The sequence below is a fragment of the Nisaea denitrificans DSM 18348 genome (assembly GCF_000426505.1).
In the GTDB taxonomy this organism is placed as follows: domain Bacteria; phylum Pseudomonadota; class Alphaproteobacteria; order Thalassobaculales; family Thalassobaculaceae; genus Nisaea; species Nisaea denitrificans.
The window spans coordinates 395,409-411,782 of the sequence record NZ_KE384532.1; the positions used below are offsets into that span (position 1 = coordinate 395,409).

General features: G+C 58.7%; 14 protein-coding genes. 9 read left to right on the forward strand and 5 right to left on the reverse strand.

The annotated features are described in order from the left end of the window. Nucleotides 1-106 precede the first annotated feature (106 nt). Entirely contained in the window at nucleotides 107-1,219 is a 1,113-nt protein-coding gene (locus tag K328_RS26200) for a GGDEF domain-containing protein (RefSeq protein WP_051285391.1), read from the forward strand. Here K328_RS26200 and K328_RS0121710 read toward each other — a convergent pair. The 4 genes from K328_RS0121710 to K328_RS0121725 form a co-directional block, all read right to left on the reverse strand. Then, nucleotides 1,216-3,945, reverse strand: a complete 2,730-nt coding sequence (locus tag K328_RS0121710) for a sensor histidine kinase (RefSeq protein ID WP_028467759.1) — start codon at nucleotides 3,943-3,945, stop codon at nucleotides 1,216-1,218. The two genes, K328_RS26200 and K328_RS0121710, sit on opposite strands and share 4 nt — an antisense overlap. Next, on the reverse strand, nucleotides 3,945-4,208 hold the full coding sequence (locus K328_RS25420) for a hypothetical protein (protein ID WP_036555335.1): 264 nt from the start codon (nucleotides 4,206-4,208) through the stop codon (nucleotides 3,945-3,947). The genes K328_RS0121710 and K328_RS25420 overlap by 1 nt, the downstream gene beginning before the upstream one ends. Before the next feature lie 3 nt (nucleotides 4,209-4,211). Then, the gene (locus K328_RS0121720; RefSeq protein WP_028467760.1) at nucleotides 4,212-4,583 is read right to left on the reverse strand and encodes a response regulator transcription factor; all 372 of its coding nucleotides are present in this window, start codon (nucleotides 4,581-4,583) and stop codon (nucleotides 4,212-4,214) included. A gap of 107 nt (nucleotides 4,584-4,690) precedes the next feature. After that, nucleotides 4,691-6,202 (reverse strand): short-chain fatty acyl-CoA regulator family protein, encoded by a 1,512-nt coding sequence (locus K328_RS0121725; protein ID WP_028467761.1) that lies wholly within the window; start codon nucleotides 6,200-6,202, stop codon nucleotides 4,691-4,693. 219 nt (nucleotides 6,203-6,421) lie between these two features. Between K328_RS0121725 and K328_RS0121730 the strand changes: the two genes are divergently transcribed. From K328_RS0121730 to K328_RS0121765, 8 genes are all read left to right on the forward strand, one after another. Next, the gene (locus K328_RS0121730) at nucleotides 6,422-7,771 is read left to right on the forward strand and encodes a substrate-binding protein (RefSeq protein WP_028467762.1); all 1,350 of its coding nucleotides are present in this window, start codon (nucleotides 6,422-6,424) and stop codon (nucleotides 7,769-7,771) included. Between the two features lie 95 nt (nucleotides 7,772-7,866). Next, nucleotides 7,867-8,898, forward strand: a complete 1,032-nt coding sequence (locus K328_RS0121735) for a branched-chain amino acid ABC transporter permease (RefSeq protein ID WP_028467763.1) — start codon at nucleotides 7,867-7,869, stop codon at nucleotides 8,896-8,898. 3 nt (nucleotides 8,899-8,901) lie between these two features. Further along, nucleotides 8,902-10,110: a branched-chain amino acid ABC transporter permease gene (locus K328_RS0121740; protein ID WP_028467764.1), complete on the forward strand. Its 1,209-nt coding sequence runs from the start codon at nucleotides 8,902-8,904 to the stop codon at nucleotides 10,108-10,110. A gap of 11 nt (nucleotides 10,111-10,121) precedes the next feature. Beyond that, the gene (locus K328_RS0121745) at nucleotides 10,122-10,877 is read left to right on the forward strand and encodes an ABC transporter ATP-binding protein (protein ID WP_028467765.1); all 756 of its coding nucleotides are present in this window, start codon (nucleotides 10,122-10,124) and stop codon (nucleotides 10,875-10,877) included. Then, entirely contained in the window at nucleotides 10,874-11,662 is a 789-nt protein-coding gene (locus tag K328_RS0121750; RefSeq protein ID WP_028467766.1) for an ABC transporter ATP-binding protein, read from the forward strand. Before K328_RS0121745 ends, K328_RS0121750 begins: the two co-directional genes overlap by 4 nt. A gap of 113 nt (nucleotides 11,663-11,775) precedes the next feature. After that, nucleotides 11,776-12,411, forward strand: coding sequence for a histidine phosphatase family protein (locus K328_RS25425; RefSeq protein WP_245577628.1), 636 nt, complete (start codon nucleotides 11,776-11,778; stop codon nucleotides 12,409-12,411). A 90-nt stretch (nucleotides 12,412-12,501) separates the two neighbouring features. Beyond that, complete coding sequence (locus K328_RS0121760) at nucleotides 12,502-12,870, forward strand: cupin domain-containing protein (protein WP_028467768.1); 369 nt, start codon at nucleotides 12,502-12,504, stop codon at nucleotides 12,868-12,870. Between the two features lie 362 nt (nucleotides 12,871-13,232). Further along, on the forward strand, nucleotides 13,233-13,601 hold the full coding sequence (locus K328_RS0121765) for a response regulator (protein WP_028467769.1): 369 nt from the start codon (nucleotides 13,233-13,235) through the stop codon (nucleotides 13,599-13,601). A gap of 6 nt (nucleotides 13,602-13,607) precedes the next feature. Here K328_RS0121765 and K328_RS26205 read toward each other — a convergent pair whose 3' ends face one another. Further along, nucleotides 13,608-16,238 (reverse strand): ATP-binding protein, encoded by a 2,631-nt coding sequence (locus tag K328_RS26205; RefSeq protein ID WP_051285393.1) that lies wholly within the window; start codon nucleotides 16,236-16,238, stop codon nucleotides 13,608-13,610. Nucleotides 16,239-16,374 lie beyond the last annotated feature (136 nt).

Consider the following 16,374-nt stretch of genomic DNA (forward strand, 5'->3'; position numbering starts at 1 on the left):
CGTGAGCTGCTCTTTTGCCAGAATGAGCGGATCGCGGAGCGGGGCCCCCCGAGGACGGTCATTTGCAGAGAGACCCGATGTTGCGTTTGGCGTGCTAGAGATGCCTATGGATGAGAAACCAATCGCCGCTGACGAGGGTAGCTCCCGATACAGTCAAGAGTATTTCAGTTACGTGCGCGGGTTGTTCGCCGCGGCGTCCATTCTTGGGTGCATGGAACTCATACTGAATTCCGACTGGTTCTTGAGTGTGCCGCTCTGGTTGCAGGCTGTCAGGGTTTCATTGACGGCTCTTGCTATCGGGTACTGGCTGAGCATGCGCCGCTACGATCCGACACTGCGCCATGCGTTCAAGGTTGGTCTGCTGTTTCTGGTGTTGCGGATCGCGACCTTGTCGCACGCGATGGAGCCGCATAACGTGGCTTTCTATCTTCCCGTCGCACTGATTGCCGTGATGACCCTCGCCTTTTCCCGTCGCGAGATATGGGTGGGGCTGGTCGTGACCGTAGCGGCCTTTCTGATCGCACGGCAGGGCCAAATCCCGGACCGGGCGTATTTGGGCCTCTCTTTCGTGGCGATCTTTTCGGGGTATTTCGGGCTGTCCTTTCTGCGGTTCCGGGCGCGGCTTTTCGAGCTTTTGTCGCAGCTGAAGGACCAGACCAGAACCGATCAGCTGACCGGCCTGAAGAATCGCCGTGCCTTGCAGGACGACATCGAGCACGGCTTCCGCCGTCTTGAGCGCGACGGCACAGGCTTCAGTCTTCTGCTTATAGATGTCGACCACTTCAAGAAGGTGAACGACCGCTATGGACATGCGGTGGGAGACGCGATTCTGACGCTCCTGGCGCGTGAGATTCACCACGATGTCGGGAACATGGATCTGGTCGATGGTGGCACTGTGTATCGGTTTGGCGGCGAGGAATTTGCTGTCATCCTGCCAAGTACGGATGTCGACGGTGCAAGTGTCGCGGCGGAACGGTTGCGCCGGCTGATCGACGCGACGCATTTCGACGTCGGCCCATTGGAGACGCCTATCTCCGCCGGTGGTGTGACGATCTCCGTCGGCATTACGGGAGCAGAGGCAGGGGCGGGCTGGAGCGAGATGTACAGCGCCGCCGACCAGGCGCTTTACCGGGCGAAGGATCTGGGGCGAAACCGTGTAGAGCGTGCCGACCGTCCGAGCGCGGTACCTGATGACTCGAAAATGGTTCTGCAGGCCTAGCCGGCTTCGCGTTCCTGCTGCTGCGGAGGTACCCGTTTTGCCGGCAGGGTGATGCGGAAGCATGTCCCGATCCGCCGGTCGTCGATCAGTGCCAGAGTGCCGCCGAGACGCTTCATGATTTCCTTGCTGATGGCAAGACCAAGACCAATGCCGCCGGTCGAAGACTGGGCCGCGCCGCGCTGGAATTTCTCGAAAATGAATGGTCGCAGATGGCTCGGTATCCCGGGACCGTTGTCGGAAATCTCGATCTCGTACTGGTCGTTGATCAGCTTGCCGGAGACCCGTACTTCCGGTTTCGGCGACGTGTTGTGCTTGATTGCGTTCGTCAGGATGTTGATGACCACCTGCTGCAGACGATCCGGATCCGCATCAACCAGTGCCGATGGAAGTGGCTCGTCCAGCAGGATTGCGCTGCCGGTGGATTGCGCCAGCCCGCGGCAGGATTCGATGGCCCGGATGAGCGGCACGGCTGCGTCGAGTTCGTGCAGGTTCCAGGAGGCCTCTCCCCGATCCATCAGGTTCATGTCCAGGATCTCGTCCAGCAGCCGGGTCAGGCGCAGGCTTTCCTCGTGGATGATGGAAAGGAATCTCTGGCTCTGCGGGCTCGACAGATCGCGGGTTTCCAGCAGGATTTCCGAGAAGGAGCGGATCGAGGTCATTGGCGTGCGCACCTCGTGGCTGACCTGGCTGAGGAAATCGTCCTTCTGCGCATCCAGCAGGGTGAGCCGCTGGTTGGCCCGCCTGAGCTCGCGTGCGGTGGCTTCGAGCTCGAGTGATTTCTTCTCCACCTCCTGGCTGTATTCCATCAGTTGCGCCGTCTCGTCGGCAATCCGCATCAGCTCGTCGAGGCTGATGGTCTCGCCACTGACAATGCGCGAAATCATCGCCCGGGCCGAGGCGGCCCCGATTGAACCGGCCAGACGCCGCTCCAGATGCGCGATGAAGGCATCGGTCGGTTGCGGGAAATCACCCTCCAGCCCCTGCCCCTCGGCGAACTCGCGGAACACGCGCTGGGCTTCGTTTGACCCGAGAATGCGCTGAGCGAGGATGAACAGATCCTCTGCCGAGGCGGAGCGCTGGATGAAGCGGTGTTCATCGCCCGCCGGCGTGCGGAACACGTCGACAAACAGCGTGCCCTGAAGACGCTCCAGCGGTTTCGGCTCGAACAGCAGGGACCCGCCGATGAAGAGAACCGTATTGGTGGCGAGGCTCCAGAACAGGGCATGGACCAGCGGGTCCTGGCCGGTCAGGCCGAACAGGGCTTGCGGGCGGAACAGCTCAAGGCCCCAGGGACCGTGCTCGATGGTGCTCGCGGAGAGCAATAGATCACCCTCGAAGCTCGGCAGGAACAGTGTGTAGCCCCAGAGCAGAAAGCCAGCGAGAAGGCCGAGCTTGGCGCCGCTGGCGGTCGCCCGTTTCCAGTAGATGCCACCGAGCAGGGAGGGCAGGAACTGGGCGACACCGGCAAAGGCGATCAGCCCGATAGCGGCCAGCGCATCTGACTTGCCGCTGAGTCGGAAATAGAGATAACCGAGCAGCAGGATGAAGCCGATGCTGATACGACGGCTGATCAGCAGCAGGCGGCGGACATCGCCACTGCGCTCGATCGACGTCCACGGTGTGCGGAGCGCGATCGGCATGACGATATGGTTCGAGATCATGGTCGACAGCGCGATGGAGGCAACGATGACCATCGATGTCGCCGAGGAAAATCCGCCGAGGAAAGCCAGCAGCACCAGGAAATCCTGATCGACCGACATTGGCAGGGTGAGCACGAACATGTCCGGATTGGAGCCCTCGGGCAGCACGGTCAGGCCGCCGATGGCAATCGGCAGTACGAACAGGCTCATCAGCAGCAGGTAGAGCGGGAACAGCCAAGAGGCCATGCGGAGCTGATCCTCGCCGGTATTCTCCACGACCGTGACCTGGAACTGGCGCGGCAGGCAGATGATGGCGATGCCGGACAGGAAGGTGAGCGCAATCCAGCGCGCGTCGAACATGTCTTCGGTCTGCAGGATGCGCGCGGCGTCCCGGCTGAAGATATCGGCCGGCCCGTCCGCCAGCGCAAAGACCACGAACAGCCCGACCGCGATCAGCGCGAAGAGCTTGACCAGTGCTTCCAGCGCGATGGCGGCGACGACGCCGTGATGACGTTCGTTCGCGTCGATTGTCCGGGTGCCGAAAATGATCGTGAAGAGCGCCATGCCGGCGGCGATCCAGAAGGCCATTTCGTTGGCTGGGTCGCTGCTTGGCGGGTTTGCAAGATTGCCCGGATCGGAGGCGACGATGACCTGGATGCTGGTGGTCACCGCCTTCAACTGCAGGGCGATATAGGGCGTGGTTCCGATCACCGCGATCAGGGTCACCAGAACGGCGAGGCTGGTGCTTTTGCCGTAGCGCGAGGAAATCAGGTCGGCAATGGATGTGATCCGGTGCATGTGGCCGATCCGGACCAGCTTGCGCAACAGGAACCACCAGCCGATGAAAACCAGCGTCGGGCCGAGATAGATGGTGGCGAATTCGAGCCCGTTGCGGACCGCCGAGCCGACGGCACCGTAGAAGGTCCAGGAAGTGCAATAGACCGAGATCGAGAGGGTGTAGACCACCGGCGACTGAATCCACGACGCCTTGCCGGAGCGCGCCTGGCGGTCGCCGAGGAAGGCGACCATGAAGAGCAGCGCCACATAGGCGAGCGAGGTCAGGAAGATCAGGTTCGGGGAGAGCATCAGCGCCCCGGGGAGGATGTATCCGGAGGCACGTGCGCGTGCGTTTCCGGATCATGGAGTCTGTTGGAGAACCAGAAGGCAATCGCGATCAGTGCGGACCAGAGTCCAAAGATATAGGCAACGATCAGCGGAATGCCGAAAAGGCTCACCCGTGCCGTGAACAGATCGATGACGGGCGGCAGCAGGAGGAAGAATCCCGCTACCGGGAGCAGGAAGGCGGCATCACGAAACTTGGCCGCTGTGCTGGGCGAGGCGGGGCGCATCGGCTAGAGCCCGGCCAGCCTGCGGACCTGGTCGACGACATCCTTGTTCGAGAAGGGTTTGGTCACGAACGCATTCGCGCCGATTTCCTCTGCCGTCTTGCGGTCCTTTTCCTGGCCTTTGGCGGTCAGGACGATGACCGGGAGCTCTCGTGTGCGCGGAGACGCGCGGAGCTGGCGCAGGATCTCAAATCCGTTGCGATGCGGCAACATGATGTCGAGAATCACCACGTCTGGCAGGGCGCCGTCGTTGAGTTGTTCCAGGGCGGAGTCTCCGTCGAGCGCACTGGTCACTTCCCACCCCTCGCGTCCCAGAAGGAAGCTCAGGGATTCGAGAATGTTAGGCTCGTCCTCCGCAATAAAGACGCGTGTCGTCACGCCGTTTCCCCCAATAGCCGTGTTAGTAGTCCGACTGTTTTTTCAATGCCGGTTGATTTCGAGTGTAGCTCAGGCGGGCGATGGCGCAACAACTCTGCGTGTTTCCGTCAGGCGCCGGTGATCGGATGTTCCTGCCGATGGCGGCATTCCTCGCGCGTGCAGACCCGGCAGGCGGACCCGACCGGCTCCGATACAGACTTTGCCGTCAGGTCCAGTCCATCGCCATAGATCACGTCGCGGGCATAGAGCGCGTCGCAACCGAGCATGATGGAAACAAGGTGCCGGGGAGCGTCGAACCCCGTGGCCTGTTTGGCGACGGTCTTGGCGAAAAACAGGAAGCGGCTGCGGTCCGGAAATTCGGCCAGTTGCCGGAACACCCGGTCCGGGGTTTGAAAGGCGCGATAGATGGCCCAGAGGGGGCAAGCGCCGCCGTAGCGCGGTAACGGCAGGTCGCGCAGCGGCAGCCGCTTGGTGATGAAGCCGGCCGGGTCGGACCGCATGAAGGCGAAGGGCACACCTTCCGCGCCGGGTTTCCGGAGCGAGGCCAGCCGGTGGCAAACCTGCTCGACGCTGGCGCTGAACCGGTATTGCAGCATGTCGATATCATACCGGCAGGCGATCGCTGTCTCGCGGAACCGGTCGTACGGCATCAACAGGGCTGCAGCAGCATAGGATTGCAGAGCGCGGCGCCCCCTTACCAGTGCCGCATCGCTGGTCAGCAGGGGGGAGTGCAGCAAGATTTCCTCGATCACGTTCGTCAGTGCCGCGACTGCCAGCGCCCGTGCCGCCCGGAACCGCCGGGTTGCTGCCGGCAGGGCCGGTCCGGTGCTGTCGTGCTCGGGCAGCGGTGTTTTACCGATCTGCTGGAGCAGCGTCTGGGCGGCGGATTCGAATTCCGGAGCGACCACGTCGCACCCGAGCCGTGCGCCGAGTTTTTCTACGGCTTCTTCCAGCGGCGCGAAATAATTCTGGTTCTCCAGGACGAAATCATCAACTTCCTCAGCCGGTGTCACGGAGCCCTGGCGTGACGGCGCACGGTCGAAATATCCGGCCATGGCCTGGGCGACATCGGACAGTTTTGCGCTTTCTTCCGCCAGATTGCGGTGAAACCGCGTCCTCTGATCGTCCGGGACGTCATCGACGCTGGCGAGAATTTCAGAGGTGGACCGGATAGCGGCAATATTGGAGAGCATGCCGTGCACGGCGTCGGAGAGAAAGGGGTCCTGGCGCAAGCGGTCGGACAGGGCATGCAGGGTCGCGGTCTGGTCCAGGTTGGTTCTGTGCATATTCACGATCAGCCCGGCCCATGGACGGTGCCTGGCAACAAGATCGGTTGCGCTTTCCGGATCGGTCTCGCCATCGGCATTGGCCGGGTCGGTTGCGATTTCTTCCAGATCCTGGATCAGCCGGCGTTCGGCAGCGCCGTCCAGATACTCGATCCCGACGGAAAGGACCTCCCCCAGCCGCCGTAGGAGTGCACCGCCGACCTGGCGTTTGTCATGTTCGATGAGGTTCAAGTATGACGCGGAAATGCCGACGGCCTGTGCAAGATCGGCCTGTGTCCGCCCGAGGCTTCGCCGTCTCTCTCGTATTCTCATGCCAATTGGCGCGCGGGCCATGTTTCAGTTCCTTGATTTCGCTCAACTTGGTGCGGTGCAGCGTAAATTATTTACAAACCAATAATATTTCTTGTCCAAATATTTACAAAAAAATCTGCAAATTTCAATTACTTATTCGTTTATTGACTAAATGTGCGTACTGTTGTGACCGAGCGCATAAAGATGCTCAACGGGGATTGGGTCTCTGACGCATTCCAGAAAAAATAACGGGAGGAACAAATGGCAAAATTCAATCCTGGCTTCAGCCGCCGGGGCCTGCTGAAAGCCTCAGCTGTTGCTGGAGTCGGCCTTGCGGCGCCGACGGTTTTCTCAAGCAAAGCCTATGCTTACACAAATGAGCCGAAGGGCGGGACCGTAACCCTGGGCTTCAACGTACCGCAGTCCGGTCCGTATGCTGACGAGGGCGCTGACGAGCTGCGCGCTTATGAACTCGCGGTCGAACACCTCAATGGTGGCGGTGATGGCGGGATGATGAACACCTTCTCGTCGAAGGCTCTGAAGGGCAACGGTATTCTCGGCAAGAAAGTCGAGTATGTAACCGGCGATACCCAGACCAAATCCGATGCTGCCCGCGCTTCAGCGAAGTCGATGATCGAAAAAGACGGCGCCATCATGATTACCGGTGGTTCATCCTCCGGTGTTGCTGTGGCGGTGCAGGGCCTGTGTCAGGAAGCAGGCGTGATCTTCATGGCCGGCCTGACCCATTCCAACGACACCACGGGTAAGGACAAGAAGGCTAACGGCTTCCGGCACTTCTTCAACAGCTACATGTCGGGTGCGGCGCTCGCGCCAGTGCTCGGAAAAGCCTACGGCACTGACCGTAAGGCCTATCATCTGACCGCTGACTATAACTGGGGTTACACCACCGAAGAAGCCGTCCGGAGCTCGACCGAAGCGATGGGCTGGGAGACGGTTGGTGCGGTGAAAACTCCGCTCGCTCAGACCGACTTCTCGTCCTACATCACGCCGGTTCTGCAGTCGGATGCCGATGTGCTGGTGCTGAACCACTACGGCGGCAACATGGTGAACTCGCTCACCAATGCCGTTCAGTTTGGTCTGCGTGATCGCGTGGTCAACGGAAAAAATTTCGAGATTGTTGTTCCGCTGTACTCGCGTCTTATGGCCAAGGGTGCCGGTGCCAACGTTAAGGGCATCTTCGGATCGACGAACTGGCACTGGTCGCTGACCGACGACGGCTCGAAGGAATTCGTCAAGTCCTTCGGTACGAAGTACGGTTTCCCGCCGAGCCAGGCTGCGCACACCTGCTACGTTCAGGCACTGCTCTATGCAGATGCCGTCGAGCGGGCCGGCAGCTTCAATCCGTGCGCCGTCGTTGAGGCCCTTGAGGGCTTTGAGTTCGACGGAATGGGCAACGGTCCGACCCTCTATCGGGCGGACGACCACCAGTGCTTCAAGGACGTTCTTGTCGTGAAAGGTAAAGAGAACCCGACATCGGAGTTCGATTTGCTCGAGATCGTCGAGATCACACCGGTCGCGCAGGTAACATACGCGCCGGATCATCCGCAGGTTGCGGGTGGTAGCCTCGGTAAATGTAACCCGGGCGCATAATCGGGCACTAGCAGCGAGCCGACCGTGCCTGAGAAGGCACGGTCGGCTCTCCGTGTTGCTTTGGTCAAGTGATCGGATCCACAGGAGGTGGCGTCTTGGACGCGGTTATACTTCAGATTCTTAACGGACTGGATAAGGGCAGCGCCTATGCGCTGATCGCGCTCGGTCTTACGCTGATCTTCGGAACGTTGGGCGTCGTCAACTTCGCCCACGGGGCATTGTTCATGCTGGGGGCATTCTGCGCCGTCACACTGAGCAAGATTTTCACGATCTCTTACGAGACCATCGATCCGGTCCGTAAAGACTTCCTCGGAAATCCCCTCAAGGTCGAAACGCCGTACATTTTCGACTGGTTCGGACCGGATGTTGGCACCGCCATGATCGAGTGGTCGGTGCCGCTGGCGATCCTGTTCTCCATACCGATCATGATTCTCGTTGGCCTGTCCATGGAACGGGGCCTCATCAAGTACTTCTACAAGCGGCCCCACGCCGATCAAATTCTGGTCACCTTCGGACTGGCAATCGTCCTGCAGGAGATCATCAAGTACTTCTATGGCGCGAACCCGATCCCGACTCCGGCTCCCCCGGCTCTGACCGGCAGCGCGGATTTCGGTGTCCTGCTCGGATTCGATGCCGGCTCGATCATCTACCCGTACTGGCGCCTGGTTTATTTCGTTTTCGCGGCCGTCATCATCGGCGGGGTGTTTGCCTTCCTGCGATACACCACCTTCGGGATGGTCGTGCGCGCCGGCATGGCCGATCGCGAGACCGTTGGCCTGTTGGGGATCAACATCGACAAACGGTTCACTATCATGTTCGCGCTCGCGGCCTGTGTGGCCGGACTTGCCGGCGTGATGTACACCCCGATCAATTCGCCGAACTATCACATGGGGATGGACTTCCTGGTGCTGTCCTTCGTCGTGGTCGTGGTCGGCGGCATGGGATCTCTCGAAGGGGCTGTCGCCGCAGGTTTCCTGCTTGGCGTGCTCGAGTCTTTCGCATCGATGGGCGAGATCGTCTCGCTGCTTCCGGGTATCAACCAGATCATCATCTATCTGGTCGCCATCATTATTCTATTGACGCGTCCTCGCGGCCTCATGGGTCGCAAGGGCGTGATGGAGGAGTGACCGATGCTGGGACTCAACAGCAAAGACAAGACGCTGTTTCTGATCGTCCTCGCGCTGACGATGTTCGCACCGTTTCTGCTGAATCCATTCCCGGAAGGGTCTGAGCTGGCGCAGTTCAATGCGGGCTATCCGGATCTCATGCAGAGATTCGTGATCTTCGGGATATTCGCGATTGGCTTTAACATCCTTTTTGGGCTGACCGGATATCTCAGCTTTGGCCATGCAGCCTTTCTCGGTGTTGGTTCCTACGCCGGCGTGTGGATGCTGAAGCTGCTGACGATGAACGTTGTGCCGGCGATCATCGTTTCGGTGATCTTCGCGGGACTGTTCTCAGCCGTTGTCGGATACATCTCGCTGCGCCGTTCGGGGATCTACTTCTCGATCCTCACGCTGGCCTTCGCGCAAATGTCGTTCGCGCTGGCCTATTCCGTGCTCACACCGATCACCAACGGCGAGACAGGGCTGCAACTGGCCCTCAACGATCCGCGTATTCTGGATTTCGATGCGGCCGACGGCTCGCTTCCGGCGACGAACTTCTTCGGGATCGAGATGCGCGACGGGTTTGAGCTTGCACTCGGTCCGTGGCTCTTCACCTTCAATTTTGGCTACTATCTCTGTGCCATTATCATGTTGATCGCGTTCTACATCTCCATCCGGATTTTCCGGTCGCCTTTCGGGCTGATGTTGCGGGCGGTGAAGACGAACCAGCAGCGGCTGCGCTTTACTGGCAAGAACCCGAAACCCCATACGCTGGCTGCCTTCATTATCTCTGGCATGTATGCCGGGCTCGCCGGAGGGCTGATGGTGGCGATGGATCCGCTCGCCGGGGCCGAACGTATGCAATGGACCGCCAGCGGTGAGGTGGTTCTGATGACAATTCTCGGCGGCGCCGGAACCCTGATCGGTCCGGTGCTCGGGGCAGGCGTGATCAAGTACTTCGAGAACATCTTCTCCAAGATCAACGACAATGTTCTCTACAACTGGTTTTCCTTCCTGCCGGACGGCATGCAGGACGCATTTGTCTTCATGATCCATCCGTTCATCGGCAAGGGCTGGCACCTTACTCTCGGAATTATGTTCATGCTGGTCGTGATCTTCCTCCCGGGTGGTGTGGTCGAAGGCGGACAGCGGCTCAGGCAGCTGTTCAGTCGACGGGGCGGCTCTGACAGTGCGGGCGGCGCATCGTCGGCCAAAGCACATCCGGCGGAATAGGGAGCGGATTGATGGGTATTCTTGAAGTCAAAGGGGTCAACAAACGCTTCGGCGGTTTGAAGGCTCTTGACGAGGTCAATATCAACGTCGAGGCAGGAGCGGTTCACGCAATCATCGGGCCGAATGGCGCCGGAAAGTCGACCTTGCTGAACTGCCTGGTCGGCCGGCTGGAGCCGGATACCGGCACCGTGGATTTCGATGGCAGCTCCCTGCTCAATCTTCAGCCCCACGAGATCAACCAGCTGGGCGTCAGCCGGGTGTTTCAGACGCCGGAGATTTTCAGCGATCTCGATTTGCTTGAAAACGTCATGATCCCGACGCTGGCGCGACGGGATGGGCCGTTCAAGCTGGATGCCTGGAGCCGGGTGGATCATCTCTCAGAGGTCCGGGAACGGGCTGAAGAACTGCTTCAGGATGTGGGGCTTTTCGAGAAGCGGGAAATGGTTGCCAGCAGTTTGTCCCGTGGTGACAAGCGGAGACTGGAACTCGCCATGTGTCTCGTACAGGACCCAAAGCTTCTGCTGCTGGACGAGCCAACCGCAGGTATGTCCCGGGCCGACACAAACAACACAATCGACCTGCTGAAGAAAATTGGCGAGCGCGGGATTACGAAAATCGTGATCGAACATGACATGCATGTCGTGTTTTCGCTTGCCAACAAGATCTCCGTAATGGCCCAGGGAACCGTGATTGCGGAGGGCAAGCCGGAGGACATCAAAGGCGATCCGCGGGTCCAGGAAGCCTATCTCGGGGGAGCGCATCTATGAGCACCGAAACCCTGACCACACAGCCGGCCGGCGACGCCGCTCAGAAACCGGAAAACCCGGTCAAGAATCTTGGCACACCGCCTGCCTATTTCTCCTGTTGGGGCCTGCAGTCCTATTACGGCGAGAGCTACATCGTCCAGGATGTCAGCTTCAATATTCACGAAGGTGAAATCGTTGCCTTGCTCGGGCGGAACGGCGCGGGAAAGACATCCACATTGCGCACCATCGCGCGCGCTGGCGATCCGCAGTTGCATCACGGCGAAATCTGGCTCGATCACAAACCGCTGCATGAAATGTCGAATTTTCAGGCAGCGCAGAACGGTGTTGGCCTGGTGCAGGAAGACCGGCGGATTATTCCCGGCCTCACGGTCGAGGAAAATCTTGAATTGGCCCAGATCAATGAACCGCATGGCTGGTCGATCGAGAGGCTCTACGAGCATTTCCCGCGGCTGGCTGAACGGCGCAAGCAGGAAGGTGTCACCATGTCAGGCGGCGAGCAGCAGATGCTGGCCGTTGCCCGCGCGCTCGCCCGGGATGTGAAATTGCTTCTGCTGGACGAGCCTTATGAAGGTCTGGCTCCGGTCATCGTGCAGGAAATCGAGAAGATCCTGGAAGAGATCAAAGCCCTCGGTATGACCTCCATTATTGTTGAACAGAATGCAATCGCGGCTCTGCATCTCGCAGACAGGGCCCTGATCCTCGATATGGGTCAGATCGTTTTCGACGGCACCGCGCAAGAAGTGCTGGATGATGAGGCGCTCCGTCAGGAGTATCTCGCGATCTGATCTATCGGGTGCTGTAACGGATCTCCCGTCTGCGGCATCTCAGAGCCCCGCTTTATGCGGGGCTTTTTCTTTGCCCGATCCATTGCTTACGGGGGACGGCTTGCCTGATCCGTATGGCGCTCTATCTCCGTGCGCGTCGGTCCACTCGGGAGATTGCCATGACTGTATTTGCGCGTCGGTCGTTGCTGTTGCTGCTTATCGTACCGTTGCTGTCCACAGGGCTGATCACGTCATCTCTGGCGAACGATTCACGGACAGGGTGGGAACGTCTTGCGGCGCCGAGAACTTTCGCAATTATGCGTCATGCGATCGCGCCCGGAACAGGCGATCCGGAGGAATTCCGGATTGGGGATTGCTCGACGCAGCGCAATCTTGACGGGACGGGCCGCGCGCAGGCGCGACGCATAGGCGATGCCGTGCGTGCTGCCGGCGTGGAAGTTGACCGGATACTTTCCAGTCAATGGTGCCGTTGCCTCGAGACCGCGGAATTGCTGGGACTGGGTGCAACTGAGGAACTGGCCAGCCTCAATTCCTTTTTCGCCGACAGGTCAACCGAGGCCGAGCAGACGGAAGGGCTGCGCGCATTTCTGGGTGCGCTGCCGGATGACGAGAGAGTTATTCTTGTGACGCATCAGGTAAATATCACCGCTCTGACAGGTGTCTACCCGGCCTCCGGCGAGGTAATCCTGTTCAGGATCGAGGCTGATGGGGAGGTGACGGTTCTCGAACGAATCCGTACTCAAACCTGAACGCTTCCGGATGCCGGGATAGCTTCTTGTCCGGGCTGTCTATCTCCCTGATCCTCTCGCATCAGGTCAACGAGCAGGGAGACACGATCAATGTCCGGCCAGAATTTCTTCAATCTTCATGATCTCGACCAGGGCATTCAACGCACTCTCGCCGAAGGGCTGACGGCGCGGATCTTTCCGGGAGAGAACCTGATGTTCTCTATCGTGCGAATTGACCCTTATGCCGAAGGCTCAATGCACAGTCATCCGGAAGAGCAATGGGGCATCATGCTCGAAGGCAGCGGCGTGCGAACGCAGGACGGAGTGGATCACGCGGTAAAGGCCGGTGATTTCTGGTGCACGCCGGGTAATGTTGTGCACGGGCTGAAGGCCGGTCCGGAAGGCTGCTTTGTCATCGATGTCTTCAGCCCGCCGCGCGGCGACTACAAGAAAGCCGGTAGCGGGTACGGTAACGGCTAGCTCTGATCCGTCTCGTCGTGCGTGTCGTCGACGTCGTCCAGCTGGACGCGGATTGAAATGCGGGTTTCGCCGACGTCGAATCTACGCTGATAGGTGCCATAGAGTTCGAGGCGGATGCTGGCGTCGATCCGCCGGACGTCAAAGCCTCGTTTAGTTCAGCCTGCAAAAGCTCTCGCAGCAGAGCGCGTCGCCAGCCCTATAGCTCTTGAAAGCTTTAAGAGGGCGGGGCAAGCCGTTTTGTATATGTCGAGCGCGGTAGTCTGTTCAGAAGGTAACTTGATCCTTATCAATAATTTGCCACTCTTGCGTGCCGGGTCGCCGGGTGTAGTGTTGCATCAAATGAAGCTTTCAGAGGGCGCGCTATGAATGGCCATTTTCTGGTCGTTGATGATAATCAGCCGACCCGTGCATTAATCGGAGAGTTTTTGAAATCCCTCGGGCGGAGCTTCGAGGAAGCGGCGAATGGGAATGAGGCAATAAAGCTGATTCAGTCGCACTCCTTCGACGGCATATTTCTTGATGTTCTGATGCCGGAAAGAGACGGTTTTGAGGTTCTGAACTGGATGGTCAGAAACAAGACCATTCTGCCGACGGTTGTGTTTACTGAAGCAAAGGCCAAGTTCGACGTGGATTTTCCGGCAATGGCAGAAAGTCTCGGTGCGCTGAAAGGCTTCGACAAGCCTGTAACGTTGCAGAAAATACGGGCGGCGCTGGAGGCCATGGACAAGTGAAGGCAGTCAGGAGCCTGACGGATAAGGTGCTTTCAGTTCCTGCTCTAGAATGCGCCAGCTGGTCTCCAGCAGGTTTTCCAGTTCTCTGAGGCTTTCCGGGCTTGCCGTGTCTTCATGAATGGAGGCACCGAATTTTTCTGTTTCGAGGCGCGCAAGCTTGAGGCCGAGATTTCCGAGCATCCCGGTCAGTTCATGTGCGATACGGCTTTTTTCGTCGATGCTGGCCGCTGGGTTTTTCAGCGCCTCGATGAGTGTGGTGGATTGTTTGCAGGCATCGCCATGAAGCGCCAGAAGCCTTTCAGGCGGCATGGACTCCTTCAATGTTTTCAGGACTTCACGATCGATGTGGTGATCTGTGTCGTTTGAGCTCGCCGCTGCTGTCAGGGGGACGGCTGTTGATGCCGTACCTGCCGGAATGCCGTTTGTCTGCACCGGCGACGGCACCGGCGCAAATCTTCCCAGTGCGGCCCGGAGGTCTGTAATCTCGAGCGGCTTTGTCAGTACGAATTGCATGCCCGCACTCAGATATTCGTCTTTCTGGTCCTGAAAGGCGTTCGCTGTCAGCCCGATGATGGGGAGTTTCTCAGCGTTGCGGGCGAACTGCCTGATGGAAACCGTGGCCTGCACGCCATCCATGTTGGGCATCTGCACATCCATCAGAATGACGTCGTAGGCATCGGGGGCATTGCGGACGAGATTCAGCGCAATTTCCCCGTCTTGTGCAATCGTCACGGTATGGCCATCCCGTTCCAGCATGGCCCGGGTGATCATCTGGTTGATGTCATTGTCTTCAGCAACCAGGACTCGCAGCTGCGGAATGTCGGCGTCTTTGGCAATTTCATCGATAACCTGTTGATTTCTGGCTATCTCAGTGTTGACGGATAAGCGGAACGTCGTACCGACGCCGACCTCGCTTTCGACACTTAGTTCGGCACCGATCGCGTCTGCAATGCGTTTGGAAATGTTCAGGCCAAGTCCTGTGCCGCCACCATGGCGGATTCCGACGTCGGACTGTTTGAACTCCTCGAAGATTTTGTCGATATCTTCCACAGGGACCCCCGGACCGGTGTCGGACACTTCGAACGAAATACGGCAGGTCTTTTCATCGGGGAGCATCTGGCTGCGGGCGACCAGACCAACGTTTCCAGTTTCCGTAAATTTGATCGCGTTGCCGATCAGATTGAACAGAATCTGGCGGATGTGATCGAAATCGCCGTAAAGGAAATCCCCGTTCTCGCCGATCACGTTGCCGCGGAACTCCAGGCCTTTCATCTCCGCCCGGATCCGGAACATCGATTCCATTGAGTTCATCATGGCCGGAAGGGAGAAACGCTCCTTGGAGATGGTAATCTGGCCTGCTTCAATGCGGGCGAAATCCAGTACCTGATTGATCAGGGTTAGCAAAAACAACCCGGATTCCTTCGCGATAGAAAGCTTCTGGGCGACGTCCGGCGTTAATGTCTTCCTGTCGATAAGCTGTAGCATCCCGAGAATGCCATTCAATGGTGTTCGGATTTCGTGCGACATGGATGTGAGAAACCGGGATTTGGCATCGCTGGCGGCTTCCGCATTCTGCTGGGCGATGCGCAATTCTTCATGGAGCTCGGCAATCTCCGTGATGTCGAGCAGAGCCAGCAGGAAAAATGTCCTCGCGGTCCCGATGACAATCCGGATCCGCAGATGAATCTGAATTTCATGGCCGTCGTGGTGCCTGGCAGCCAATTGCATGGAATAGTCATCTGAGGCGAAATTTTCCAGGTCGAGAGTCAGTCTTTTTATGATGGCTTGGCGGTCATCGTCGAACCGTTCCGGGATCAACGAATGCACGGTTCGTCCGGACAGCTCGTCGACTGAGTAGCCGAGCAGCCGTTCAGCCTGCCGGTTGATCTGGAAAATGCGCCCGCTCTGGTCAACGCTGACCAGCGCGTTGGGAGATTCGTTGTAAAGCTGCTCGACATAGGCGTGAGAGGCATTGAGGCGTGCATTGACCCGTGCGGTTCGGATCAGTAGCAAGATCATACCGGATGCGCCCGCCAGAATGAGCACCACGACGAACGATCCCTGCTTCAGGGTGCTCATCGCGTCGTTGAAAGAGGCCTGTGCAATCTTTTCCTGCTGGAAACTTCGGATCTCGTTCAGACCCTGGAGCTTTTCGAGGGCGACCAGCGCCGCGCTGTCGTCGACACGGACCAGTTTGTCCAGTTCGCTTACGCTGAGTTCTTGGTAGAGGCGGATCGTCTCTTTCTCTTTTGCAAGATAATCTTCAATCGTTGCCTCTACGTCATTCAGAAGGCCTTGCTCTTCGGCGGAGAGGAGAACGAATTTCAGTGCAGCAATCTCGCCAAGCGCTGCGAACGCGCTCTTCTCCATGCGCTCCAGATAAACCGGATCGCGCCGCAATACGAAATTCTTGAAATTGTGTATGAACCCGCCGTAGCCGAGATGGCGTTGCAGCGCATTGAGGCTTCCGGAAACATTTCGGGTCTGATTGTTGTACTTGAGCCAGGAGTCTTCCGTGGCATTGAACCGGTTTGCTGCCTGTATGCCGAGAAACAGCATTACTGCGATGCTCGCGGCCGCAAGGATCACAACCGTCGCGATTCCGGATTGAAATTGGCCGGGCTTTCTGCTCGCCATCAAGTCGCTCCCTCGTGGCGGCTTCCGCGGCTCGGAAACCGCTTGGAAGTGCGCGCATCACACCTCCTTTGAGAGGTATTTTACATGATGTGGTGAACTTTTAGTTAAGGGGGCTGGGGATCGTCATATCAACCTA